The sequence below is a fragment of the Sphingomonas psychrotolerans genome, from assembly GCF_002796605.1.
GTDB classification, from domain to species: Bacteria; Pseudomonadota; Alphaproteobacteria; order Sphingomonadales; family Sphingomonadaceae; genus Sphingomonas; species Sphingomonas psychrotolerans.
In genome coordinates this window covers 4224135-4248638 of the sequence record NZ_CP024923.1, presented here as the reverse complement: position 1 = coordinate 4248638, position 24504 = coordinate 4224135, and the positions used below count along the sequence as shown (strand labels likewise).

At 65.8% G+C, this 24504-nt stretch carries 23 protein-coding genes; 10 read left to right on the top strand and 13 right to left on the bottom strand.

Features of this window, described 5'->3' with window-relative positions; genetic code table 11:
* Positions 1 to 11 precede the first annotated feature (11 nt).
* From CVN68_RS19400 to CVN68_RS19390, 3 genes are read right to left on the bottom strand one after another with little or no spacing between them, the layout of a single operon-like run.
* Positions 12 to 1697 carry a hypothetical protein gene (locus CVN68_RS19400; RefSeq protein ID WP_233503438.1) on the bottom strand — a complete coding sequence of 562 codons (1686 nt, stop codon included), beginning with the start codon at positions 1695 to 1697 and terminating at the stop codon, positions 12 to 14.
* 43 nt (positions 1698 to 1740) lie between these two features.
* Positions 1741 to 3513, bottom strand: coding sequence for a hypothetical protein (locus CVN68_RS19395; protein WP_100283650.1), 1773 nt, complete (start codon positions 3511 to 3513; stop codon positions 1741 to 1743).
* A 10-nt stretch (positions 3514 to 3523) separates the two neighbouring features.
* Positions 3524 to 4114, bottom strand: a complete 591-nt coding sequence (locus tag CVN68_RS19390; RefSeq protein WP_100284546.1) for a class I SAM-dependent methyltransferase — start codon at positions 4112 to 4114, stop codon at positions 3524 to 3526.
* 203 nt (positions 4115 to 4317) lie between these two features.
* On the opposite strand from CVN68_RS19390, the gene CVN68_RS19385 reads away from it, so the two are divergent.
* A complete protein-coding gene (locus CVN68_RS19385; RefSeq protein ID WP_100283649.1) occupies positions 4318 to 5523 on the top strand; it encodes a glycosyltransferase family 2 protein in 1206 nt (401 codons plus the stop codon).
* Here CVN68_RS19385 and CVN68_RS19380 read toward each other — a convergent pair.
* Positions 5520 to 6737 (bottom strand): argininosuccinate synthase, encoded by a 1218-nt coding sequence (locus CVN68_RS19380; RefSeq protein WP_100283648.1) that lies wholly within the window; start codon positions 6735 to 6737, stop codon positions 5520 to 5522. The genes CVN68_RS19385 and CVN68_RS19380 overlap by 4 nt on opposite strands.
* A 94-nt stretch (positions 6738 to 6831) precedes the next feature.
* On the opposite strand from CVN68_RS19380, the gene CVN68_RS19375 reads away from it, so the two are divergent.
* Entirely contained in the window at positions 6832 to 7251 is a 420-nt protein-coding gene (locus tag CVN68_RS19375) for a DUF1801 domain-containing protein (protein WP_100283647.1), read from the top strand.
* Between the two features lie 37 nt (positions 7252 to 7288).
* Here the strand turns inward: CVN68_RS19375 and CVN68_RS19370 are convergent, their stop codons facing one another.
* The 4 genes from CVN68_RS19370 to CVN68_RS19355 all read right to left on the bottom strand — a co-directional run bounded on the left by CVN68_RS19370 (position 7289) and on the right by CVN68_RS19355 (position 10895).
* Positions 7289 to 8551 (bottom strand): SAM-dependent methyltransferase, encoded by a 1263-nt coding sequence (locus tag CVN68_RS19370; RefSeq protein WP_100283646.1) that lies wholly within the window; start codon positions 8549 to 8551, stop codon positions 7289 to 7291.
* 125 nt (positions 8552 to 8676) lie between these two features.
* Entirely contained in the window at positions 8677 to 9408 is a 732-nt protein-coding gene (locus CVN68_RS19365) for a molybdopterin-binding protein (RefSeq protein WP_100283645.1), read from the bottom strand.
* Positions 9405 to 10133 carry a cytochrome b/b6 domain-containing protein gene (locus tag CVN68_RS19360; RefSeq protein ID WP_100283644.1) on the bottom strand — a complete coding sequence of 243 codons (729 nt, stop codon included), beginning with the start codon at positions 10131 to 10133 and terminating at the stop codon, positions 9405 to 9407. The genes CVN68_RS19365 and CVN68_RS19360 overlap by 4 nt, the downstream gene beginning before the upstream one ends.
* Before the next feature lie 3 nt (positions 10134 to 10136).
* Positions 10137 to 10895, bottom strand: a complete 759-nt coding sequence (locus tag CVN68_RS19355; RefSeq protein WP_100283643.1) for a sulfite exporter TauE/SafE family protein — start codon at positions 10893 to 10895, stop codon at positions 10137 to 10139.
* Between the two features lie 71 nt (positions 10896 to 10966).
* On the opposite strand from CVN68_RS19355, the gene CVN68_RS19350 reads away from it, so the two are divergent.
* Positions 10967 to 11575, top strand: a complete 609-nt coding sequence (locus CVN68_RS19350) for a class I SAM-dependent methyltransferase (protein WP_100283642.1) — start codon at positions 10967 to 10969, stop codon at positions 11573 to 11575.
* Here CVN68_RS19350 and rlmN read toward each other — a convergent pair.
* Entirely contained in the window at positions 11572 to 12756 is a 1185-nt protein-coding gene (gene rlmN / locus CVN68_RS19345; protein ID WP_100284545.1) for a 23S rRNA (adenine(2503)-C(2))-methyltransferase RlmN, read from the bottom strand. The two genes, CVN68_RS19350 and rlmN, sit on opposite strands and share 4 nt — an antisense overlap.
* Before the next feature lie 201 nt (positions 12757 to 12957).
* Between rlmN and CVN68_RS19340 the strand changes: the two genes are divergently transcribed.
* Entirely contained in the window at positions 12958 to 13371 is a 414-nt protein-coding gene (locus CVN68_RS19340) for a DUF4168 domain-containing protein (RefSeq protein ID WP_100283641.1), read from the top strand.
* A 44-nt stretch (positions 13372 to 13415) separates the two neighbouring features.
* On the opposite strand, the gene CVN68_RS19335 is transcribed toward CVN68_RS19340, so the two are convergent.
* Positions 13416 to 14348 (bottom strand): NAD(P)H-binding protein, encoded by a 933-nt coding sequence (locus CVN68_RS19335; protein ID WP_100284544.1) that lies wholly within the window; start codon positions 14346 to 14348, stop codon positions 13416 to 13418.
* 91 nt (positions 14349 to 14439) lie between these two features.
* Here CVN68_RS19335 and CVN68_RS19330 point away from each other — a divergent pair, with 91 nt between their 5' ends.
* Positions 14440 to 15411, top strand: a complete 972-nt coding sequence (locus tag CVN68_RS19330) for a LysR family transcriptional regulator (RefSeq protein ID WP_100283640.1) — start codon at positions 14440 to 14442, stop codon at positions 15409 to 15411.
* Here CVN68_RS19330 and CVN68_RS19325 read toward each other — a convergent pair.
* Positions 15356 to 15814: a hypothetical protein gene (locus CVN68_RS19325; protein ID WP_100283639.1), complete on the bottom strand. Its 459-nt coding sequence runs from the start codon at positions 15812 to 15814 to the stop codon at positions 15356 to 15358. The two genes, CVN68_RS19330 and CVN68_RS19325, sit on opposite strands and share 56 nt — an antisense overlap.
* Positions 15811 to 16476: a histidine phosphatase family protein gene (locus tag CVN68_RS19320; protein ID WP_100283638.1), complete on the bottom strand. Its 666-nt coding sequence runs from the start codon at positions 16474 to 16476 to the stop codon at positions 15811 to 15813. The genes CVN68_RS19325 and CVN68_RS19320 overlap by 4 nt, the downstream gene beginning before the upstream one ends.
* A 155-nt stretch (positions 16477 to 16631) precedes the next feature.
* Here CVN68_RS19320 and CVN68_RS19315 point away from each other — a divergent pair, with 155 nt between their 5' ends.
* The 5 genes from CVN68_RS19315 to CVN68_RS19295 all read left to right on the top strand — a co-directional run bounded on the left by CVN68_RS19315 (position 16632) and on the right by CVN68_RS19295 (position 23280).
* Positions 16632 to 17222, top strand: a complete 591-nt coding sequence (locus tag CVN68_RS19315; protein ID WP_100283637.1) for an outer membrane protein — start codon at positions 16632 to 16634, stop codon at positions 17220 to 17222.
* Between the two features lie 172 nt (positions 17223 to 17394).
* Positions 17395 to 18060, top strand: a complete 666-nt coding sequence (locus CVN68_RS19310; protein WP_100283636.1) for an outer membrane protein — start codon at positions 17395 to 17397, stop codon at positions 18058 to 18060.
* Between the two features lie 131 nt (positions 18061 to 18191).
* Positions 18192 to 19304, top strand: a complete 1113-nt coding sequence (gene dnaN / locus CVN68_RS19305; protein ID WP_100283635.1) for a DNA polymerase III subunit beta — start codon at positions 18192 to 18194, stop codon at positions 19302 to 19304.
* 579 nt (positions 19305 to 19883) lie between these two features.
* Positions 19884 to 22031: a TonB-dependent siderophore receptor gene (locus CVN68_RS19300; RefSeq protein WP_100283634.1), complete on the top strand. Its 2148-nt coding sequence runs from the start codon at positions 19884 to 19886 to the stop codon at positions 22029 to 22031.
* 43 nt (positions 22032 to 22074) lie between these two features.
* Positions 22075 to 23280 carry a PepSY-associated TM helix domain-containing protein gene (locus CVN68_RS19295; RefSeq protein WP_199560137.1) on the top strand — a complete coding sequence of 402 codons (1206 nt, stop codon included), beginning with the start codon at positions 22075 to 22077 and terminating at the stop codon, positions 23278 to 23280.
* A gap of 305 nt (positions 23281 to 23585) precedes the next feature.
* On the opposite strand, the gene CVN68_RS23440 is transcribed toward CVN68_RS19295, so the two are convergent.
* A complete protein-coding gene (locus CVN68_RS23440; protein WP_158298966.1) occupies positions 23586 to 24440 on the bottom strand; it encodes a hypothetical protein in 855 nt (284 codons plus the stop codon).
* Between the last annotated feature and the right edge of the window lie 64 nt (positions 24441 to 24504).

Below are 24504 nucleotides of genomic sequence, written 5' to 3'. Positions count from 1 at the left end.
AAGGGAAATACTCAGGGCAAAGGCGACGGCGAGGCTTCGGGTTCGGGGAGGTTGCTGGTGAACTGGCGGCCGTCGCTCAGGATCAGGTCGCGTTCCCATTTGGGCAAAGGCAGTTCGCCCGGGCGGATGATCGGCGCCGGGACATTGTGGTCGACGCGGTACAGCCCGCTATTGCTGTGGTCGTCGATATAGACGGGCACCAATCCCTGCAGGAATCTGGCCGGGAACTGCGGCGGGCGGATCATCCAGACATAGTCGAATGCGTCGCGCGGGAAGCGCGCCAGCGCCCAGGGGACCGGCCGCCACCATTCGCGCGGGCACTGGGCGTCGGTCACGATCTGCGAGGGATCGTGCGCGAAACGCTTCGCCGCCGCGTAGCGCACGGTGAGCAATTGCGCCCCGGGCATCGACCATTGATCGTTGGTGTAAGCGAGCTTGCGCTCGAGGGCGAGCGCGGGGACGTGCTGGAGGCGCGTCATCTTCCATTCGTTGTAGCAGGTCTCGCCGACGAAACTTACGAGGCGCGCGCCCTCCGGCAGATGCTCGAGCGCCTTCAGCTCGCGATCGTATGACTTGTCGTAGAGGAAAAAGCTCCACGTCGTCGCCGCCATCCGGGCTGTGAAGAACGCCATGCCGATCGCCGCGACCAAAGCCGCACCGCGCATCGACAGGCCGGGCTTGGGGCGGATCGCGATGATCCCGATCGCCATCAGGAACGGCACCAGCCGCATATCCGCATAGGCCGAGCCGAACACGATCCGCGGCAGCAGGATATAGACCGCGGCGAGGAACAGGAACGACAGGCCGAGATTGCGCGAATATTGGAGATTGGGGTCGCGGATCGCCTTGAACAGCAAAAGGAACAGCACCCCGACCGAGGCGATGTCGAACAACTGCCAGCGATCGCGGAAGACCTGGACGATCCACAGCATCTTGGCGCGCCAGTTGAACCAATCCGCGGTCTGGCCGGTGACATGGCCGCCGCTGCGCCACGCCAGCATCAGCAGCACCGGCGGGGCGAGCACGAGGCACTGGATGGCCGCCTGGAACCAGGGGAGCAGCCAAGCGCGGACGAAGCCCTCGCCGCGATGCGCGTCGTGATGGCGGACCAGTTCCGACGAGAAAGCGAGTACGCCGAGCACGCCCCAGCCGAAAGTGTGGGTGATCCAGATCAGCACCGAGATCGGCAGGAACACCATCGAGCGAAAGCCGTATTTGCCGAGCCGGCCCAGCCGCAGCCACCAGCCGAAGCCGATCAGCGCTAGCCCCATCGACAGCGCGAAATTGACGAAGCCGAAATGGAAGGGAAAGGCATAAGCCAGCGGCAGCGCGAACAATGCGGTCGCGGGAATGCGGCCATGCACCTCGCGCGCGATCATCAGCAGCCCGGCGACGGTCAGCGCCGGAATCGCAATGACGATCAGCTTGACCGCGAGTTCGAGACCGAACAGCTTCGACATCGGGATGACCAAAAGGTCGACCCCGAGATTGCCCATCAGGCTCCAGTTGAAATTATACCATTCATGGAGATGCGGCATCTGCTCGTAGACGAGCTGGACGCGGTAGCGCCCCATATGGCCGGGCAAATCGACGAGCGGCGGGATATCGGGCCAGAGCAAGGGCATGACGGCCATGAACGTGGCGAGCGCCACGAACCATCGTGTCTGCCACCAATGCCGCGCTTCGCCCCTGTCCATCGCGCGGCTTTAGGGAGCGCGCGGGGGAGCCGCAAGCGTGCGGTTAGCGTACGATGCGGTAGAGACGCAGGGGCGTGTTGGCGAGCGGCAGCGGCTCGAGCCAGGCGGGCGGGCGGTTTGCCTTGAGCGAAGCGGCCATGCTGTGCGGGAAAGCGGTGCCGACCTCGACCTCGTCGAAGTCCGCCGGACAGAAAATGACATAACCGACGCGCCAGTGCGCGGCGATCGCGCGCGCCTGATCGGGCGTGCCGAGATAGAAGCGATAGACCGCCATGTTGCCGACATTGTTGCGATGATAGCCGGCGCCGATCGTCGAATGCCGCGTCGATGCGATCAGATAGCCGGCGACATTGGTGCCGGCCATCACGGTGCCGGCCGGATATCGATCGACTTCGGACCAGGTATCGCCGACGGTGCACGCGACCTGGACGCTCAGCACATCCGATGCGCGGGGGCGGTCGAACAACGCTCCCACCTCCTGCGGCAACCGCAGATAGACGAGGCCTGCACTCGCCAGCCAGGCGCCGGCCAGCGCCGCGAGCCGCCAGCGCGGCGCGCGGCGCGCGGCGAGAATCAATCCGGCGAGCACCGGCGCGGCGAGCGGCGCCCCGATATAGGCGCCGCGGGACTGGACCAGCATCACCAGCGCCGAAATCGCCAGTGTCGTCACGATCGGTGCGAAGACCGGCCACCGCTTCGGTTCGCGCGCGACCATCCAGACCGAAACCGCGCAGGCCATCGCAACCAATCCGCCAACGGCAAGCATCGACGCGACCCCGTTCTGCTCGAACACGCCGTTGGCTTCGACGATATGCGGGTAGAACAAGGTCAGCAGCAACGGATCCACCGCGCCATAGGGGCCGTTGATACAGCCGGGATAAGCGAACAGCGTAGCGCCAAGCGCCAGCCCGCCCAGCGCGATCCCCGCGCCGAGACGCCAGCGCCAGTTTCGCAGGACGGGATGCAACGCGACGAGCAGGCCGAGCGCGACCGCGCCCGCGAGCGTCCCCGTCGCCGAAGCCGGAGTGAAAGCGTCGCAAAATTCGCTGCTCCAGAAGCTCGGGCGCAGGAAAAGCAGGAAGAGCAGGGTCGCGCCGGCCAGCGCGGCGGCAAAACCGGCCATCCGCTCGCCTGCGGCGGGTTGCCCCGCTACCCAGCCGAAGAACGCGACTGCGATCACCGCGACGACCTGTGGCGCACTTTCCAGTCCGACGACGAGGCTGACCGCCGCAACCGCGCCCGCGATCAACCCGGTCCGCGCACTGGGCTGGCGCATCAGCAACAGGACGAGCAGCTGGATCAGCACCGCCTGCAAGGCGTGATGGTCGATCCGGCCAGGGATGAATATCGTGGTGCCGGGAAATGCGAGAGCGGTGAGGACCGCGGCGATCGGCCCAGCCCCCGGCCCCCATAACCGCCGCCCGATCCGCGCCGAGAGGAACAACGCGCAGGCGAAGAGGACTGCCGGGTAGAGTAGCACCGCAGTCAATTCGGCGTAATGCCGCCCGACGAAAGGCGTCGCCGCCAGGATGATCGCGGCGATCCCGAAATCGTTGATGCGCGACCAGTGCATCAGCGCACCAGCAGGCGGCGCCATACGATATTGGGTCCAGTCGTTGATCGCCTGGCCGGCGATCCAGTCACGGACCTGCAATAGCCGCATCGCATCGTCCGGATCGGGCAGCATGAGCCGGCTGAGCCGTGGCCAATCGGTGATCGACCAACAGATCGACAGGCCCGTCGCGAGCAGAATCGCCACGATCAGGTCGAGACGAATTGCAGGACCCCGCGGATCCCTCGGGCGGGCTTCGGTCATCGAAAGGAGATCAGCGCGAAAGCACGGTCACGAAATGGAGCCCGCGATCGAACAGCCATGAAAAGGGCCGCGGATAGAGCGCGAGGCGGGTGGCGAACTTGCTGGTGCCGAGATGGAGCCTCGCCCAGATCGCCTTCCATTCTCGGTGTGACAGATAATTGTACGGCAGGCGCACGCCGTGCGCGGCATTGCCGACCCAATCCATGAAGCGCAAAGTCGGCCCGGCCGCGATGCCGTCGCGCAGATGATCCTTGATCACGACCATCGGCGCCACCCGCGCGATTTCGGCGAGCACCGCCGCAGGATCGTCGGTATGGTGGAGCACGTCGACCACCATCGCCGCGTCGAACGAATCGTCGCCGAACGGGATGTGCGCGCCGTCATAGGCATGGACCGGTATCGCCGTGCCGGGACGCACCAGCACGTCGATGCCCTCGATCGACACGTCCGGGCGGATCTGCATCACCAGCGCCGCGAGATCGCCGCTGCCGCAGCCGACATCGAGCACGCGCGCGCCGTGCGGCAGCCGTTCGGCAATCGCCGCGGCGAGCGTGCGGACGCGTCGGTTGAACACCAGTTTGCCATGAACGGTACCGAGCATCGTCATCTCCCTTGGGCGTGCGCGACGCTAGCGCGGCAATCGATGAAATTTGGTTAACGATATCTTCCGGCTCTTCCGGCGCGCGGGCGACGCGCCTCGCGCTGCCCATCTCATCGGGCCCGTCTCATCGGGAAAGTCCGCACAGGGGCGTTAACCAGATATTTCAGCCCGTGCCCCCAGACCGGCAAGACACAGGAGATGCCATGTCCGCCGCTGCGCTGCTAAAGGCCAACCCCGAAACCCCGCGCGCCCGTCGCACGGCCGAAATCGAGCTGACGATCGTGATGCCGTGCCTCAACGAGGCCGAGACGATCGCCGTCTGCGTCAAGAAGGCGCGCGCGTTTCTGGCCGAGCATGCAATCGCCGGCGAAGTCATCGTCGCCGACAACGGATCCATCGACGGCTCGCAGCAGATCGCCAATGCGCTCGGCGCGCGGATCGTCCACGTCCCCGCGCGCGGCTATGGCGCCGCGCTGATCGGCGGAATCGAGGCGGCGAAGGGCAAATATGTCGCGATGGGCGACGCCGATGATTCGTACGATTTCGGCGGACTGATGCCGTTCGTCGCGGCGCTGCGCGAAGGCGCGGACCTCGTGATGGGCAATCGCTTCCAGGGCGGGATCGCCCAGGGCGCGATGCCGCCGCTCCATCGCTGGCTCGGCAATCCGGTGCTCAGCTTCCTCGGCCGCACGTTCTTCGACATCCCGGTGGGCGATTTCCACTGCGGGCTCCGCGCGTTCCGCCGCGACAGCATATCGGGGCTCGGGCTGACTGCGCCCGGGATGGAATTCGCCAGCGAGATGGTGGTCAAGGCGGCGATCTCGAAGCTCGACATCCGCGAAGTGCCGACGACGCTGCAGCCCGACGGACGCAGCCGGCCGCCGCATCTGCGCACCTGGCGCGACGGCTGGCGGCATCTGCGCTTCCTGCTGATCTACGCCCCCAAATTCCTGTTCCTCTATCCCGGCCTCGCGCTCGCCGTGGCGGGGCTGATCGGTGTGCTCGGGTTGGTCCGGGGCGACGTGCGGATCGGGGATGTCGAGTTCGGCATTCACACGATGATCTTCGCGGCGATGGCCGTACTGATGGGATCGCAGCTGATCGGGCTGTCGGTCATGGCGAGGCGCTACGGGGCGATTGCAGGAATGTGGCCCGAAAGCGGCCTGATGCGACGCGTGCGCAACTGGTTTTCGGTCGAGCGCGCGTGCGTCGGGGGCGGCCTGATGCTCGCGCTCGGCATCGGCGGCGCCGTCACCGCGACGGCGATCTGGGCGTCGAGCGGCTTCGGCGGACTCAATCCCGCCGCGCTGATGCGGCTGACGATCCCGTCGATGCTGCTCGGCTGTCTCGGGCTTCAAACCGTCGTGACGGCGTTTTTCATTGGACTGCTCGACCAGCCGCGCGGCTAGCCGTCGCGCCGTCCCAGCAACCGCAGCCGCAATGCGTTCAATTTGATGAAGCCCGCGGCGTCGCGCTGGTCATAAGCGCCCTGATCGTCCTCGAAAGTGACGACCTTCTCGCTGTACAGGCTGTTGGGCGAGCGCCGGCCGGTGACGATGACATTGCCCTTGTAGAGCTTGAGGCGGACGGTACCGGTCACCTTTTCCTGGCTGTGATCGATCGCGGCCTGGAGCATCTCGCGCTCGGGGGCGAACCAGAAGCCGTTATAGATCAGCTCGGCATAGCGCGGCATCAACTCGTCCTTGAGATGCGCGGCGCCGCGATCCAGCGTGATCTGCTCGATCCCGCGATGGGCGAGATGGTAGATCGTGCCGCCCGGCGTCTCGTACATGCCGCGCGACTTCATGCCGACGAAGCGGTTCTCGACCAGATCGAGCCGGCCGATGCCGTGCTTGCGGCCGAGTTCGTTGAGCGCGGTCAGCAAGGTAGCGGGCGACATGGCCTCGCCGTTCAGCGCGACGCCGTCGCCGCGCTCGAAATCCACCGTGATCGTCTCGGGCGCGTCGGGCGCGTCCTCGGGATTGACCGTGCGCGAATAGACATAATCGGGGACCTCGTCCCACGGATCCTCGAGCACCTTGCCTTCGGACGAGGTGTGGAGAAGGTTTGCGTCGGTCGAGAACGGCGCCTCGCCGCGCTTGTCTTTGGCGACTTCGATCTGGTGCTGCTCGGCGAACTCGATCAGCCGGGTGCGGCTGGTGAGATCCCATTCGCGCCACGGGGCGATGACCTTGATGTCGGGATTGAGCGCGTAATAGCCGAGTTCGAAGCGGACCTGATCGTTGCCCTTGCCGGTCGCACCGTGGCTGACTGCGTCCGCACCCACCAGCTTGGCGATCTCGATCTGGCGCTTGGCGATCAGCGGCCGCGCGATCGACGTGCCGAGCAGATACAGCCCCTCATATTGCGCATTGGCGCGCATCATCGGGAAGACGAAGTCGCGGACGAACTCCTCGCGCAGATCGTCGATGAAGATGTGCTCGGGCTTCACGCCGGCCCGCTCGGCCTTGCGCCGCACCGGCTCGAGTTCTTCGCCCTGGCCGAGATCGGCAGTGAAGGTCACCACTTCGCACTGATATTCCTGCTGGAGCCACTTCAGGATCACGCTCGTGTCCAGTCCGCCCGAATAGGCGAGGACGACGCGGTTGATCTTGTCGGACATGAGGCAGGCGACTCCAGAGGTGCGGGAAACCGGGGCGCTCTAGGGTTCCTGCACCCGCCGCGCAACTATGCTATGGTTTCGCAGGGAGACGAAGATGGCCGAAATCAAGACGAAGGCGACGCCCGAAAGCGTCGATGCGTTCATCGAAGCGGTGTCCGATCCGGTCCGCCGCGCCGATGCGAAGGCGGTCGCGGCGTTGATGGCGCAGGTGAGCGGCGAGACGCCGGCGATGTGGGGGGCCACCATCATCGGTTTCGGCAGCTATCACTATCGCTACGACAGCGGCCATGAAGGCGAGATGTGCCGGCTGGGGTTCAGCCCGCGCAAAACCGAGCTGGTGCTCTATGTGCTCAACGGCTCCCCCGAGCAGGACGCGCAGCTCGCGCGACTGGGCAAGCACAAGACCGGCAAAGCCTGTCTCTATATCAAGAAGCTCGCCGACGTGGACCTGGCCGTGCTCGAGGAATTGATGCGCGACCAGCTCACATCGATGGATGCGCGCTATCCGCGCTGACTCCAGTGCTCCTGCGAAGGCAGGAGCACTAGGTGTTTCAGCCGGCCTGCGCGGACATCCGCGCAGGTTCCTCGGACGAATCGCGCAACGCCGCTTCCGTCTCGATCATATAATCCCGCGTGATCGGCAACGCCGTGCGCGAGCGGGATAGCTGGAGCTGATAATTGACCAGCCCGCCGTTGAGGAACCCGACATACGAGCCGGCGAGATAGAAGGTCCACATCCGGAAGAAGCGTTCGTCGTAGAGCGCGACGATCTCGTCTCGCGCCGCGACGGTGCGATCATACCAGGCCTTGAGCGTGTGGGCATAGTGCAGCCGCAGCACTTCGAGGTCGGTGGGGAACATGCGCAGCCCTTCATAGCCGCGCGCAATCTCCGACAGCGCCGGGATGTAGCCGCCGGGGAAGATATATTTGAGCGTGAACGCGTCGGTGACGCCGGGCGCGCCGGCGCGGCCGATCGTGTGGAGCAGCATCACGCCTTCCGGGGTGAGCAGCTCGCGCACCTTGCGGAAGAAGGTGCGGTATTGCGGCGTGCCGACATGCTCGAACATACCGACCGAGACGATCCGGTCGAACTGCCCGGTCATCGCGCGATAGTCGATCAGCTCGAAGCGCACCTTGCCGTGCATGCCGCGCTCGGCAGCGCGCTCGCGGGCGACTTTGAGCTGCTCCTCCGAAAGCGTGATGCCGACGACTTCGGCACCGGTCTTCTCGTGCAGGTACAGCGCCATCCCACCCCAGCCGCACCCGATGTCGAGCACGCGCATCCCCGGCTCGATCGCCAGCTTGGCGGCGATATGCGCCTTCTTGTCGAGCTGGGCCTGTTCGAGGCTGTTGCCCGGATCGGTGAAATAGGCGCAGCTATATTGGCGGTCGGCATCGAGGAAGAGATCGTAGAGCCGCCGCGACAGATCGTAATGATGCGCGACGTTGCGCTTCGCCTGCCGCGCCATGTTGTAGCGGCCGATGCGGTGCTTGATTGTGTTGAGCAGCCGGCTGAGCGGCTTGGGTTCGAGCGCGGCGGTGGCGTCCTCCCAGCGATTGTTGCCGGTCATCAGCACGAGCAGATCGAGGATGTCGCCCTGCTCGATCGTCAGCCGGCCGTCCATGAAGCATTCGGCGGCGCCCAGCGAGGGATTGCGGACGATCGCCGCGGCGGCGCCGGGTGCGAAGCGGATCGTGACCGGCCTGATCGCGGGATCGGACGCGCCGAAGCTGCGGCTGGCGCCATCGGCGTGGAATATGGTGAGTTCGCCACGCTTCACTGCGCGTGCGAAGAATGTGTCGATCAACGCCATAGACCGTCCTGCACCAACAGCCCCCGCCGGCCTGCTAAATTAGGTGCGTAACGACTTTTTGCAATGCGGAAAAATGCAAGCGGATGTGGCGAATCGTCATCCCCGTTCGCCGGGATGACGGAAAGCTAGATCCCGGCATACCATTCATAGCCGTTCGAATCCTCCCAATAGCCGCCCTTGCCTGCGCCGGTCCCCGCGAGGCTCGCCACCGCTTCGATCCGCATGACGTATTTCGCGTGCTTGTAGCCGAGCTGGCGCTCGACCCGCAGGCGCAGCGGCGCGCCATGACCGACGTTGAGGGGGGCGTCGTTCATCGCCCAGGCGAGAATCGTCTGAGGGTGGAAGGCGTCGACCAGATCGATCGATTCGTAATAGGGCGTGCCGCCGAAGCGATCCGCGCAGTGGAAGACGATGTAGCGGGCGGTGTCGCGGATGCCGGCCAGCTGCAACACCGTCTCGAGCCGCGGCCCCTGCCATTTGCCGATCGCGCTCCACCCTTCGACGCAATCGTGGCGGGTGATCTGCGCGCGCTGGGGCAGCGACCGGATCTGCGCGAGGCTGAGGCTCAGCGGCCGCGCGACAAGACCGTCGACGCGCAGCCGCCAGTCGGCGAAGCGGTTCGCCGCGAGCGCATTATATTCGGGCGTGTTCGGGTTGGCGGTGCCGTTGACCCGGAAGATCGGGCTGCGCTGATCGGGGCGAAATTGCCGCGCCAGCGCGGCGCGGCCGGTGATCGAGCGCTGGAGGAAAAGATGGGCCTCCTCGGCGCTCAGCAGCGCCGGGCTGTCGGTGAGCGAATCGCAGCCGGGAAGCAGCGATGCCCCGGTGCCGATCAGAAGAGTGCGGCGGCTGATCACGAAGGGTCTTCGGGCGCGCGCCACCAGCCGGTGAGCATCGCGCGGACTTCGTTGATCGGGCCGGCGAGGATGACCAGCGTGAGATGGACGATCACGAACAAGGTCATCCCCGCCATCGCGATGAAGTGCACTGACCGCGCCGACTGGCGGCCGCCAAACAGATCCGCCAGCCACGGCCACATGCCGGGCGAGAGCGCGAGCCCCGAGGCGATCAGCAGCGGGATCAGCACGAAGACCACCCCGGCATAACTGAGCTTCTGGAAGATGTTGTAGGCGCGCGGGTCTTCGGAATCGTGAAAGCGCAAGGCGAGATGCGCCTTGAGATCACTCCACAAGGCGCGCGGCGCGAGATCGCCGCGGCGGATGCGCAGGTCGCGCTGGATGTGCCGGTTGATCAGCCCGACGATCATGTAGGCGAGCAGCCCGAAGCCGAGCACCAGAGCGAAGAACAAATGCCAGTGGCGCGCGCCGGCGAGGCTGTAATGGCTCGGGATCGTCGCCCAGCCGGGGAAGCGCGGCAGCTCGAGCCAGGCGGGATCGAAATTCGCGCCATAATGCCCCCAATAGAGCCGCGGATGCGCGTTGAAGATCATCAGCCCGCTGGGGATCAGGATCAGGATCGCGAGCGCGTTGACCCAATGCCAGATGCGCGTGAACAGCCGGTGTCGGTACACCATGCGGCGCTCGATACGGGGCTCGGGGATGGGCTCCATCGCTGCCGGCATAGCCTATCCGCCGTAGGCGCGCACGAAGAAGACGAGCGTCGTGGCCCCGGTGACCAGCAATGTCCACACCCGCACCATGCCGGGCGACAGCCGCTTGCCGATCACTGCGCCTAGCCAGCCGCCCAAGATCGACCCGAGCAGCATCGGCAGGCACGCCCACCACCACACCATCGCGAAGCCGATAAAGATGAACGCCGCCGCGAAGTTCGCAACGGCGAGCATCAAGGTCCGGATCGCGAACAACTCGCGCGGGCGGATATTGGCGAGGAGCCCGTAGACAGCCGTGGTGATCAGCCCGACGCCGCCGCCGAAATAGCCGCCATAGATGCCGAGGAACGCCTGGGTGATCAGCAAGGTCCGCCGCCCGATCGTGACGCGCGCATGCAGCCAGTCCGCCGCGCGCTTGCCGAACACCATCACCGCGAAGGCGAACAGCAGCAGCCATGGGATGAGTATGTCGAAGGTCTCGCTAGGGGTGAGGACGAGCAGCAGGCTGCCGACCAGCCCGAACGCAAAGGTGATCGCGGCGAGCAGCCTGACCGACATGCCGGCGACCGGGCCAAGCTCGTCGCGATACGCCCAGGCGCTGGTCCCCGCGCCGGGAAGCAAGGCGACATTGGAAGTGGCATTGGCGATGTTGGCGGGGAGGCCCAGCGCGATGAGCGCGGGCAAGGTCGCGAAAGTGCCGCCTCCGGCGAGCGCGTTCATTGCACCGCCGACGAGACCCGCTGCAGCGGCGAGCAGAAGATTGGAGGTGCTCATCGAAACGCCCTATGCCGGAAAGCGCGAGACGCTCAATGTCGCGCGAGGAATTTCGACTGAGGGGGCACGCGATGGACGAGGTGCTGGCCGACTATGCTGCAGCGGCGACTCCGGCGCTGATCGCCGGTTACGACGAACTTTCGTCGGCACGGATCTATGCGCCTGTGCGCGACTTTCTGCCGCGCGAGCCCGCCCGGATCGCCGATATCGGCGCGGGCACGGGCCGCGACGCGGCGTGGTTCGCCGGGCAGGGCCACCGCGTCCTGGCGGTCGAGCCGGTGCGCGAATTCCGCGAGGCAGGCAGTGCGCTCCACGGCGACAGGATCGGATGGCTCGATGACCAGCTTCCCGAGCTTGCCAGGCTTCAGTCGCACGGGCCGTTCGATCTGGTGATGCTGTGCGCCGTATGGCACCATCTCGACACGCCCGGCCGCGCCTGTGCAATGCCGAGCCTCGCGCAGGTCACGGCGCCGGGCGGCCGGCTGATTCTATCGCTTCGCCACGACCCTGCCCCCGGCCGCGGCACCTTTCCCGCGCCGCCGGAAGAGACGATCGACCTTGCGGGCGCAGCGGGCCTCGATTTGGTCCACCGGGCCGAGGCCGGGTCGGTGCACCCCGAAAGCCGCGCGAAGGGAGTCCGCTGGACCTGGCTCGTCCTGACGAAGGACGCGCGCGATTAGCCCAGCGCCGCCTGCTTTTCCTCGGCGAGCCGGTCGAGTTCGGCGCGGCTCTTTTTCTCCGACGCGGTCTTGAGCTGGCCGCAGGCGGCGTCGATGTCGCGGCCGCGCGGGGTGCGTATCGGGGCCGAATAGCCCGCCTCGAAGATGATCGTCGAGAAAGCACGGATCCGCTCGGGCGTCGAACATTCGTAGGGCGCGCCCGGCCACGGGTTGAACGGGATGAGGTTCACCTTGGCGGGAAGCTTGTACTTCTTGATCAGCCGGACGAGCTCGTGCGCCTCCTCGTCGCTGTCGTTCTTGTCGCGGAGCATGACATATTCGAAGGTGATGCGGCGAGCGTTGTTCGCGCCGGGATAATCGGCGCACGCCTGGAGCAGCTCCTCGATCCCGTATTTGCGGTTGATCGGCACGATCTCGTCGCGGACTTCCTTGGTCACCGCGTGGAGCGAGACTGCGAGGTTGACGCCGATCTCCTCGCCCGCGCGCGCCATCATCGGGACGACGCCCGAAGTGCTGAGCGTGATCCGCCGCTTCGACAGCGCGAGGCCGTCGCCGTCCATCACCAGCTTGAGCGCATCGCGGACATTGTCGAAATTGTAGAGCGGCTCGCCCATGCCCATCATCACGATGTTGGTGAGCATCCGCCCCTCGGGCTGGCTCGGCCATTCACCGAGCGCGTCGCGCGCGAGCATCACCTGCCCGACGATCTCGCCCGGAAGCAGGTTGCGCACCAGCCGCATCGTGCCGGTGTGGCAAAAGCGGCAATTGAGCGTGCAGCCGACCTGGCTCGAGACGCATAGGGTACCCCGGTCGGCATCGGGGATGAAGACCATCTCGTAATCCTGGCCGTCGTCCGAGCGGAGCAGCCATTTGCGGGTGCCGTCGGTCGAGACCTGCGCCTCGACCACCTCGGGGCGGCTGATCACGAAGCGCTGCTCGAGCCACGGCTGCATGACCTTGGAGATGTCGCTCATCAGCGCGAATTCGGTGACGCCGCGATTGTACATCCAGTGGAAGATCTGCTTGGCGCGGAGCTTCGCCTGTTTCGGCTCGAGCTGCGCGGTCTCCAGCGCCATGCGCAGATCGAGCTTCGACAGCCCGAGCAAATCGATGCGGCCATCGGCGCGCGGCTTGAATTCCCGCGGGACCGGCACGGGATCGATGTGCCCCGGAATGGGCATGAGGGCGGCCGACTCTGTATGCATGCGCGCCATGTAGGCGATTTCGCGCCGCTTTTCCACACCCGCGCGGAAGCGATGCGAACCGGCCCCGTCGGTGCCCTTGTCCCGCGAATCGAACGCCGCATCGCGGAACGGGTTGCCACCCGGGACCCCGACTGACCAGCTTGCGTTCAACAGGGGCACCCACAACCGGAGTGACACATGAAGTTTCGCAATTCCACGCTGATCGCCGCTGCGGCGGTCCTCGCCGCACCGTCGGCCTTCGCCCAGACTACCCAGACCAGCCCGGCACCGCCGACTACCACCGAAGCGGCGCCGGCGACCGGCACTTCGGGTGCCGGCACTGCCGCCACCGCCACCGTCACCGAGGCGGAAGTCAACCAGTTCGCCACTGCGGCGCTGGCAGTCGGCAAGATCCGTCAGGATGCGGCGGTCGCCGAACCCGACAAGAACGCCAAATCGGTCGAGGCGATCACCGCGACCGGCCTCACCGCCGCGCGCTTCAATGAGATCGCCCAGACGATGCAGGGCGATCCGGTGCTCAACAAGCGCATCCAGGACGCAGCTGCCAAACAGGCACCCGCGGCTGGCGCGGCCGCACCGGCCCAACGCTGAGGTCTTGCGGGCGGCGGTGCGGTCGCCGCCCCGGCCTGACGGCGTCAGGCCGCAATCCCCAGCGCGGCGAAAGTCGCCACAAGGGATTCGGGGAGCGGCGTATGCGGCTCCTCGCCGAGCAATTCCACCAGGTCACGATTGTCGAGCTGGACCGGGTGGCGCCAATAGGCCCGCATCTCGATCATCTCGCGCATCGTCGGGTTGAACGGCGCTATCAGCGGCAGTGCCCACCATGGCATGCCCCGGACGGGCAGCCGCCTGCCCAGCGCCTCGCGAATCGCGTCGACGAAGCGCGTGCCGTCCGCGTCCCAATGCCCGGCGAAATGATAGCGCGCGCTCTGCGCCATTTCGCGCTCGCGGCCCAGCAGCCGAGCAAAAGTCTCGCCGACATCAGGCAGATAGGCCCATGCATGGCCGACCCCCTTCGCACCCGGATAGAGGATCGCACGCGCCGTCCCCGGTTTGACCATTCCCTGCGAGAGCCAGCTATTGCCCGGGCGGGGTCCGTAGAAATCACCGGCGCGCAGGATCAAGGTCCGGCCTCCCGAAGTCGCGAGGCTGCGCTCCATTTCCATGCGGATCCTGCCCTTGCGTGTCCGCGGCTGCTGCGGCGAATCCACGCGGGCGAGCTGCGTCGCGGCCGGATCGTAATTGTAGATAGTCCCCGGCAGTGCCAGGCGCGCGTCATTGGCCCGCGCCGCGGCGATGCTGTTGGCGAGCATCGCGGGCACCTGCTCGGGCCAGCCGCGATAGCCCGGCGGATTCACTGCATGAACGATCGCCGAAACCCCCTCTGCCGCGCGCAGTACCGCCGCGGAATCCAGCGCATCACCCTCGATCCACCTGATGTCGGGATCGAGCGTGGGCCGCAGCGAGCGCACCAGGCCGCGCACGTCCCAGCCGTGGCGGAGCAGCGCCCGCGCCGTCTCGCCGCCCACCCCGCCGGTCGCACCGAGCACCAAAGCAGTCTTCGTCATTTCGCTTCTCCCGTTGATCATGAGCAGGAGATGCGCGCGAGGCAGCTCAAATAAAATTGTCGTGCATGCACAGCTCGCCTATACAAAATTGATGAGCGCCCTCGACATTGGGATCGATTGGGAACGGCAGCGGGCGTTCCTCGCGGTGATTAGCGAGGGCAGCCTGTCGGCGGCGGCGCGACGGATCGGGGTGGCGCAGCCGACCGTGCGGCGGCGGATCGAGGAGCTCGAGGTCGAAATCGGCACGCCGCTGTTCACGCGCAGCCCGAGCGGACTGCTGCCGACCGCGCGGGCCGAGGCGCTCGCCGGGCATGTCCGCGCGATGGCACTGGCGGCGGAGGCGTTCGTGCGCTCGGCATCGGCGGAAGCGGGCGAAATCGCCGGGCGCGTGCGGATCACCGCCAGCGATGTAGTGGCGATCGAAGTGCTGCCGCCGATTCTCGCCACTCTGTCGCGGAAGCACCCGGAGCTGGTGATCGAACTCAGCCCGAGCAATCGCAACGAGGACGTGCTCCGCCGCGAGGCCGATGTGGCGGTGCGGATGGTCGCGCCGCAGCAGGAGGCGCTGGTGGCCCAGCGCATAGGCGCGATTCCGCTGGGGCTGCACGCGACGGCAGACTATCTCGCGGCGCGCGGCACGCCGCGATCGCTGGCGGAGGTGCGCGGGCATGTACTGATCGGAGTCGAGCACGACACGCCGGTGTTGCGCGCGCTGCAGGCCGGCGGGCTGCCGATCCGCCGCGACGATTTCGCCTTCCGCAGCGATCATGACCTTGCCCAGCTCGCCGCGATCCGCGCGGGGCTCGGCATTGGAGTCTGTCAGGTGCCGCTGGCTGCTCGGGAAGGGCTGGTGCGGCTGGTGCCCGACGCCTTTGGCTTCGATCTCGAGACGTGGGTGGTCTGCCACGAGGATCTGCGCGGAGTCGCCCGGGTGCGTGCGGTGTTCGATGCGCTGGTGACGGGACTCAGGAGGTATCTTCGCCCTCTCCCATCCGGAGAAGGCGATGTTACCGCCCCGCGCACCCCAATGCCGCCGCGTCGATCGCAGTCGCGGCGCCCTTGAGGCCATAGGTGTCGGCGAAAGCGGCGCCGTTGATCGCGATCGTCTCCACGCTCATGCTGCGGCCGTCGCGGATCGCTGCGACGATTGCGGCGTCGGTGCGGGCGTCGGGCGCCCAGGCGTCGGCGTCGCCGGCACGCAGTTCGAACCGCCGCTCGCCGATCGCCAGCGTCACGCGCGCATTGGGCGCGCGCTGACGGCTGAGGCGGATGTGGAGCTGGTTGCGCAGGCCCTGCCCCGGCCATGTCGCGATGCTGGCGAAGGGCTGGCCGTTGCGCACGCGCATCACCGGCCTGGCGATCGCGAAGCAACGCAGCGGCGAGGGATCGCGGAACGCCCCCCAGCTGCCATAGGTGCCGAGCGCGTCGCGCGGCGGCACCAGGAGGAGCAACGCGAGCGCGATCATGCCGGCGCGGCGCCGCGACCGGTGCCGAGATGGACGATTTGCTCGACCCCGTGCTCGATCCGCACGATCGATCCCTGCGGCAGATCGGGCGCCACCGACGCGCCGAATTGCGGCATCACATGTGCGCCGGTCATCACCCCGCGCAGAATCCGGCTCGACATGCCGTGCATGATCACCAGCCGGTCGCCAGGATCCTGATCGGTATCGGCGAGCCAGCCCGATACCCGCACGGCGATAGAATCATACCATTCGCCGCCCTCGGGAGGGCGCGTGTAGAGCCCGTGCTCGAGATCGAGGAAGGTGCCGACCTCCTTCTGCAGATCGGCATAATAGCGCCCGCTCCACGCGCCCATGCCGATCTCAATCAGGCGATCGTCGGTTTTCGTCTGGTGCCAGTCGAGCTCGAGATGCTCGGCGATGATCGCCAGCGTCTGGAGCGCCCTGCCCGCGCTCGACGACCACAAAGTCAGCTTCGGCTTCGCCCCGAGCAATGCGCGCAAAGCCGCGCCCATCGCATCGGCCTGCGCGAAGCCAGCGCGCGTGAGCGGGGTGTGCGGGTGATCGCCCTGCATCCGGGCGGCGATGTTGAACACGGTCTCGCCGTGACGGGCGATGAAATCGCGGCCCATTCTATTGCTGAGGGGGCGGTTGCTGGCTGGCATGGCCGTCATCCTCAGCGTCTCCCGCCGCCGAAGGCAATGGCCGATTTTCGTCAGCCATGATTTTGCCTCGTTTCGTTCAGGCAACAAACAGGTGCCTTACCGCATCAGCACACCAGCTCGGAGACGGGCTTTGTATCAGTATCGGGAGTATTCATATGCGTAAGCTCATCCTCGCCGCACTCGTGGCATCCGCCGCGGCAACCCCGGCCTTCGCGCAGGACGCGACCTTCTCCGGCCCGCGCGCCGAATCGATCGTCGGCTGGGACCATGTCGGCGACGATTCGCTCAGCAACGGATCGCGCGACGGCGTCGTTTATGGCGGCCAGATCGGCTATGACTATCAGGCTGGCAAAGCCGTGTTCGGCGTGGAAGGCGAAATCACCGGCGCCACCACCAAGGACACCGCGAACGGCGTGCTCGTCGCGGGCGACCGGCTGAAAGCTTCGGCGGGGCGCGATCTCTATGTCGGCGGCCGCGCCGGCTTCGTCGTGGGCGAGCGCGCGCTGATCTATGCCAAGGGCGGCTACACCAATGCGCGGTTCAACACGCATTACACCTCGACCACCAGCGACATCGAGGATCATGACAATGTCGGCGGCTGGCGCGTCGGTGCGGGCGCCGAGGTCAAGCTCAACGACAAGGTCTATCTGAAGGGCGAGTACCGCTATTCTAAGTACGATTCGGACAGCGCCGGCATCGATGCCAAGCGTCACCAGGTGGTGGGCGGCGTCGGCGTGCGGTTCTGAGCTAGCTGACCAGATCCTCCCTCGCGAAGCGGGGGAGGATTCAAGCGAACCCGCCTGTTGCAAAAATGCCACCATTTCCGCTGTTTATGTGAGGTTCATGCAACTCGGGACTCGCATCCCCAGTTATGGACCGGCTCGCACGAACAAGCGGGCCAGTACCCAAGGAGTAGTTATGCGTAAGCTTGTTTTCGTCGCCGCTTTGGTCGCCTCGTCGGCCCTGTCCGCTCCCGCCTTCGCGCAGGATGAGGCCCCCCGCGGCCCCAGCGGCTTCCGGGTCGGCGTGGTCGGCGGTCTCGACATCCTGCGTCCGGGCAGCTCGGAAGACACCGACATCGACGGTGACGACCAGAGCACCGAGGGCGCCCTTTACGGCGTCGAGGCCGGCTACGACATCCCGCTCGGCGGCGCCGTGCTCGGCGTCGAGGCCGAACTCACCGATTCGACCGGCAAGACCCGCGTCAACCGCGCCGATCCGAACACCTTCGGCTATGGCTCGGTCACTGCCGGCCGCGACATCTATGTCGGCGCGCGTCTCGGCTTCGAGGCGAGCCCCGGCACCCTCGTCTATGCCAAGGGCGGCTACACCAATGCGCGGTTGAACGTTCTCGCCGCCGACGGCTCGACCGAGCTCGAGGACCAGAACTTCCAGCTCGACGGCTGGCGTGTCGGCGCGGGCGTCGAGAAGTCGATCGGCCGCAACACCTATGCCAAGATCGAATATCGCTACTCGAAATACACCGACGGCGACTTCCAATATTCGAACGGCACGACCACCGACACCTTCTCGGTCGACACCGACCGGCATCAGGTGGTGGCGGGCGTCGGCTTCCGCTTCTGAGGCCTGCCGCACTATTTTGGTGTGCATGAGAGGGTCGGGGCGCTTGCCCCGGCCCTTTTTGCCGTTAGAGATTGTCCGTGAGCCAATTCGCCAGCGCCCGGATTCGCGCGCGGCACCGGGGGTTTTGAGTGATGAAGGCGACGATCGAACGCGCAACTCTGTTGAGGGGCCTCAGCCACGTCCAGTCGGTGGTCGAGCGGCGCAACACGATCCCCATCCTGTCCAACGTGCTGATCGAGGCGCAAGCCGGCGGCACGATGCGGCTGATGGCGACCGATCTCGATCTGCAGATCGACGAGACGATCGCCGCCGCGGTCGACCAGCCGGGGGCGATCACGCTCTCGGCGCACACCCTGTTCGACATCGTCCGCAAACTCCCTGAGGGATCGCAGGTCGAGCTAGCCGCGGCCGAGGGACGGATCACGGTCAATGCTGGCCGCGCCAAATTCACTTTGTCGACGCTGCCGCGCGACGATTTCCCGATGATCGCCGAGGGTGATCTGCCGACGACGTTCGAGCTGCCGGCCGAGACGCTCAAGCAGATCATCGACAAGACCCGCTTCGCGATCTCGACCGAAGAGACGCGTTACTATCTCAACGGCATCTTCCTCCACGTCACCGACGACGCCCAGCCGCTGCTCCGCGCCGCGGCGACCGACGGCCACCGCCTCGCGCGGGTCACCGTGGCGCGCCCCGACGGCGCCGACGGCATGCCCGACGTGATCGTGCCGCGTAAGTGCATCGCCGAGCTGCGCAAGCTGCTCGACGAAGTCGACGGATCGGTCGGCGTGTCGCTCTCTGCCTCGAAGATCCGCTTCGATCTCGGCCAGGCGATCCTGACCTCCAAGCTGATCGACGGCACCTTCCCCGATTACAGCCGCGTCATCCCGACCGCGAACGACAAGATCCTCAAGATCGACCCCAAGAGCTTCATGCAGGGCGTCGACCGCGTCTCGACGATCGCCACCGAGAAGACTCGTGCAGTCAAGATGGCGCTCGATCGCGACAAGATCATCCTCTCGGTCACCAGCCCCGAAAACGGTGCGGCGGCGGAGGAAGTCCCGGGCGAATATGCCGCGATGCCCTTCGAGATCGGCTTCAACAGCCGCTATCTGATGGACATCCTCGCCCAGATCGAAGGCGACCTCGTCGAGGTCCATCTCGCCGACGCCGCGGCGCCGACGCTGATCCGCGAAAATGACAGCTCGCCCGCTTTGTACGTGCTGATGCCGATGCGTGTGTAGGACGCCGCCAGACTGCAGTGTAAAGCAACAGCACCAAGGTAGTCGGTTTAAACGATTTTTCTGTCAGAGGCAGCTTATGGTGGCCGCCTCGACAAGAAATCCGACTCGCGGTTCAACTGTAAAGCAGGGTGCTTATCTTTTCGGATTTCCGACTGGCAAGCGGCGAAGCGATGCCGCTCGTTGTCCGTCGCGACAGCCGCCTCCCCCATACCTACGCGCTTCGCTATGTGATCGTGGCATGCCGCACACCGGGTGCCAGTTCCAATAGCATCCGAAACGTATGCCAGGGCATAGCGGTAGGCCTGTCCTTTCTGGAGGATAGGGATATCGACCATAGCTGCAAAGCTGCCTGTCCCTTCAGATAGTTCATTGGATCGCGAGCGGAGGAGCCATCGCCGCGCCGAGCCTCTTTACGACCTGCCACGATATTTGCTTGCGGTCGGCGCCTTCGCTGCGACGCAAGCGCCTTAATAATATTGACTCGCAATAGCGTAATACCTAGGCGGCCTCCCCAACGGGGTTCCAGCAGGGGGATGAAGGTTGCGTTATCGGCTCGCCGTGAGTTTGTGTTGCTCGGTCATGTCCGCTCCGGCGATGGCACAGGATACGCCTGAGAACGGTGCGGCGAGCGAGGCAGAGACAAGAAGCGAGGGCGAGGGCGAGGGCGAGGGCGAGGGCGAGGGCGAGAACGACATCGTCGTCACCGGACGCGCCGCGCGGCTCTATCGCGTCGAGGAGACGGCCAGCGGCAAGCTTCCGACCGAGCCGCTGGCGTCCTCGCAAGCGATCACGGTCCTCACCAAGGAGCTGATCAAGGATCAGGGCGCCCGTGACGCGCAGGATCTCTACCGCAACATTTCGGGCGTCAGCTTCTTCTCTTATGCGGGTGTGACTGCGCGCGGCTTTCGCCAGCAGGAGAATTTCTACGATGGCCTGCGCGGCGATCCCTATATCGGCTTCTCGGTGCCGCAGCTCTTCAACATGGAGCGCGTCGAGTTCCTGAAGGGACCGGCGGGCATGCTCTACGGCCAGACGTCGCCCGGTGGCCTGTTCAACTATGTGACCAAGAAGCCGTCGCAGACCTTCTCGGGCTCGATCGGCGTCGTCGGCGGCACGCAGAACCGCTACGGGGCACAGGCCGAGGTCACCGGGCCGGTCAATGACGTGATCTCACTGCGGGCCGGCGCCTTTTTCGAGGACCGCGATCTGCCACGCATTTTCGCCGGCAACAGATCGCTGGTACTCGACGCCGGCTCGACCTTCGATTTCGGCATCGCCAAACTTACCGCGCAGATCTTCCGGATCGAGCTCGACCTCGACGCCAATCGCCTGCGGGGCATTCCGGTCGACAAAGACGGTCATTTCCTGGCCGACCGGCGCTGGAACCACAACGAGCCGAGCGACTTTCTCGACCTGCGCTCGACCACGGCTCAGGCCCGGCTCGACCTCGAGCCGACCGACAATCTCAAGCTCGACGCTTCGGTCCGCCACATCGATGCGGTCGAGACCCAGAAATATCACGAGCCGATCGCGCTGCTCGACAGCAATCGGGACGGCCGGTTCGACGGCGTCGCGCGCCAGTATCGCGACCAGCTGCGCGACAATGACGTCTGGTCGTTCGCCACTAATGCGACCTGGTCGACCGCGCTTGGCGATGGTCTCTCGAACCGGCTGTTGGCCGGCTTCGACTATAGCAAGACCGACTCGATCTTCGACAGCACATCGGTAACCGGTCGCGCCACCGCGACCGCCGGTCTCCCCTGCCCGCTCACTTTCGCCGACCCCGTCTATCGCGCCTGCGATCCGGCGAGCTACGCGCTGCCGCCGATAGTGCGCGACCTGACCCAATCGACCCGCAGCGGCTTTTATCTGCTCAACGAGCTCACGCTCGGTCGGCTCGTCGCGGTGGCGGGAATCCGCACCGACAGGTTCGAGGACGTTTCGCGGCCGGGCAGCGGCGCCACCTCACGCTTCAAGGGGAGCGACGAGAGCTACCGCGTCGGACTCGTCTGGCGCGTGCGCGACGATGTCTCGCTGTTCACGCAATATGCGACCAGCTTCGAGCCGCAAGGGGCGAGCGCGCAGGACCCACGCGCAGGCGGGCCCTTCGCGCCGACCACGGGCGACATTATCGAGGGCGGGGTGAAGACGGCGTTGATGGACGGCCGCATCCAGTCCAGCCTCTCGGTCTACAAGATTCGGCGCGAAAATCTGCTCCAGACCGATCCACGCGGCGATCCGGAAGGCGACGGCGTCAACAACTCGGTCGCCTTCGGCGAGGTCACCTCCAAGGGCGTGGATTTCGACATCGCCTCGGACATCACGCGGAACTGGGTGTTGACGATCGCCTATTCCTACAATGACGCGAGGATCACGAGGACCAACGGGTTGACGGCAATCACCAACGCCGTCGCCGGCGGCCGCTTCGCCAACGCCCCCCGGCACAAGCTCGGCTTCTGGACGCGCTACCAGCCGCCCCGGACCGGTCTCGCCTTCGCCTTTGGCGGCGATTACGTCTCACGGCGGATCAGCCTCTCCAATCAGCCGGTCAATCCCTACATGGTCTTCGATGCCTCGGTGACGTATGCCCGCGGCCCTTGGGAAGCGCGCGCCCGCGTCGACAATCTCTTCGACAAGACCTACGCCGCCTCAGGCTTCAACGATCGCGGCGGCCATTTCCCCGGCGAACCGCGCTCGGCCTTCCTCGAGCTCGCCTACAAGTTCTAACGCGATGGCGACGGCCACACTTCCAGCCGGGCGAACAGGAAAGATGAAGACGAGCCGCCTGTGGTGGCACGTCCATCACTGGGTGGGTTTCAAGCTCGCACTGTTCATGAGCTTCGTCTTCCTTACCGGGACGCTGGCCGTCGTCTCGAACGAGATCGATTGGCTGCTCCAGCCGTCGTTGCGCGTGTCGCCGCCGGGCGAGGGCGCCGAGCCCGACTGGGAGAAGATCGTCGCCGGCGCCACGACCCATCCCGGCATCAAACAGATCCAGGGCATCGAGGAGCCGATCGCCGGCGCTTTCGCCGCCAGGGTCTCAGTGATCTGGGACGATGGTCGCTACGGCTTGCTTCATATCCACCCGGCGACTGGCGCGGTACAGGGGGAGGCCCCTTGGGTCGGGGCGCAGCGCGTCCTGCGCAACATGCACCGGCATCTCAACCTGCCGGTCTGGATCGGGGTGCCGATCGTCTGCACCCTCGCCTTTCTGATGCTGGTCAGCCTCGTCAGTTCTCTCATGGTCTACAAGAAGTGGTGGCGCGGCTTTCTAAAGCTTCCGCGCCGGCGCGACGCGCGCACCTGGTGGGGCGACTTCCACCGGCTGGCCGGCGTCTGGAGCCTCTGGTTCGTCACGCTGATCACGCTGACCGGCATCTGGTATTTCGTCGAACAGATGGGTGCCGACGCGCCGGTTCCCCGGGTCGCGTTCAGCAAGGATGCGCCGCGTGCCGCGCACGGCCCGATCGAGGCCGGCCAGCGGTTTGCGGCGAGCCTGCGCGCCGCGCGCGCGGCCGATCCGCAGCTCGACATCCAGAGCGTTCGATTCCCTTCGGCCAGATCGCCCGCCTTCGTCTTCGAAGGCGCGAAGAGCGCGATGCTCGTTCGCCCGCGCGCCAACGCGGTGTGGACGGATGTCGCGTCGGGCCGCGTCCTCGCTACCTATGACGGCGCCGACCTGGATCTCCACCAGCGGATCAGCGAGATGGCCGATCCGCTGCATTTCGGCACCTTCGGGGGCTATTGGACCAAGATACCCTGGTTTGTGTTCGGCGGATTGCTGACCAGCCTTTCGGTCTCCGGCGTAGCTATCTACGCACTGCGGATCGGCCGCGAGCTCAAACAGGCGACGCCGTTCGCCCTCGGTCTAGGGCGCGCCTGGCACGGGATGGCGAAGTGGCGATGGCTCGCACTCGCATTGGTCCTGACCGCCTTCATCATGCTCCCGGCACTGCTAGCGGAACGGGCAGGCTAGCGATCGGCCGGGCTCGAATGGCCAGAAATGGGCACGGTAGCGATCGCAATTTCAATGGGCTGGAATTGGGCCGTTAGCCGAAGGTCATATAGAGAAATCACGTCATGAAGCGAATGGCCGCTAGTGGGCGCTTGCCGACTGGCCGCCTTTATGAGTCTACGGCCTAGCAGGTTCAAGTCGGGACTGTGGGATATGACCGACGGCGGTTCCGTTACAGCAGGACACCAGAGGACGTGGAACGGCCCTGAACGGCCCTGAACGGTCCCCACCGAGTGGTCCGGCGGCGGGCAGCACTCCCAATCCGGTCAGTCTGCCGCCGCTGGTGGAGGCGGCGGCGCTTGGGGCTTACGCAGATGCGGATACTTTACCAGAAAACGCTCGCTCGCTTCGGGCGAGCCGACAACATGGATTTCGCCGGGACCGCAGGCTTTTTGCAACAATCGCTCAGTTTCCCGGTCAATGTCAGCGCTTGCCGGTCCCGCCCAGCTCATTTCTTCGCCAAGCCGCGCAAGCGTTTTGCCGCTTACTCTGTCGCGCAAGACAAAATAGCCCGCCAGGTCGATGTCGAGTCCTATCTCGGCATGAAACCACGCCAGCCTGGTGGCCGACCGACCTGCCTCGCCGACGAAAAAACACCCATCTCGCAGTTCCACCCGACCATGATGGAGGGCCTGATTCTGCGCCCCTGTCCGGGCGGTGGAGGCTGGCCATACGCGGATGGCATCCCTTGCCGCAGCGCTCACACGCGGAAGGTTCATTTCCGGGACAAAGCTCCAGCGGATATGCCTGGGCACGCGCCAGCCATTCTCTTTCACCCAAGTTTCGAACTCGATCTCGGTCAGGCCTGTGTCGATCATCTCAACTGGCCCGTCGGGTCCCTTTCCGGCAAGACCGTAGCCCAGCAGAGCATTCCGATTTTTCAGCCGCGCGATCCACGCGTCACCTGTCGCCTTGGCGTCAGGTGATGGGCGTTCAGTGGCGTCGCGCTTCCGCCGCCCGCCGTCAGCAAGTGCGGGCTGATCGAGCAGCGCGCGATAATTCGGAGACGGTGCACTCGTCTGCGTCGCATAAGGATGCGAAGTGACTGTCGTGCGATTCCCGCCGTCTTCAACTGCAGGAGAACATGCAGCGCACAAGGCTAGCAGGGGGAACTGGCGCATTGCCGGCATTTTCCGCCACGCATCCTTGCACAGGGCTGAATAAGGTCAATGGCTGCTGCCAGGT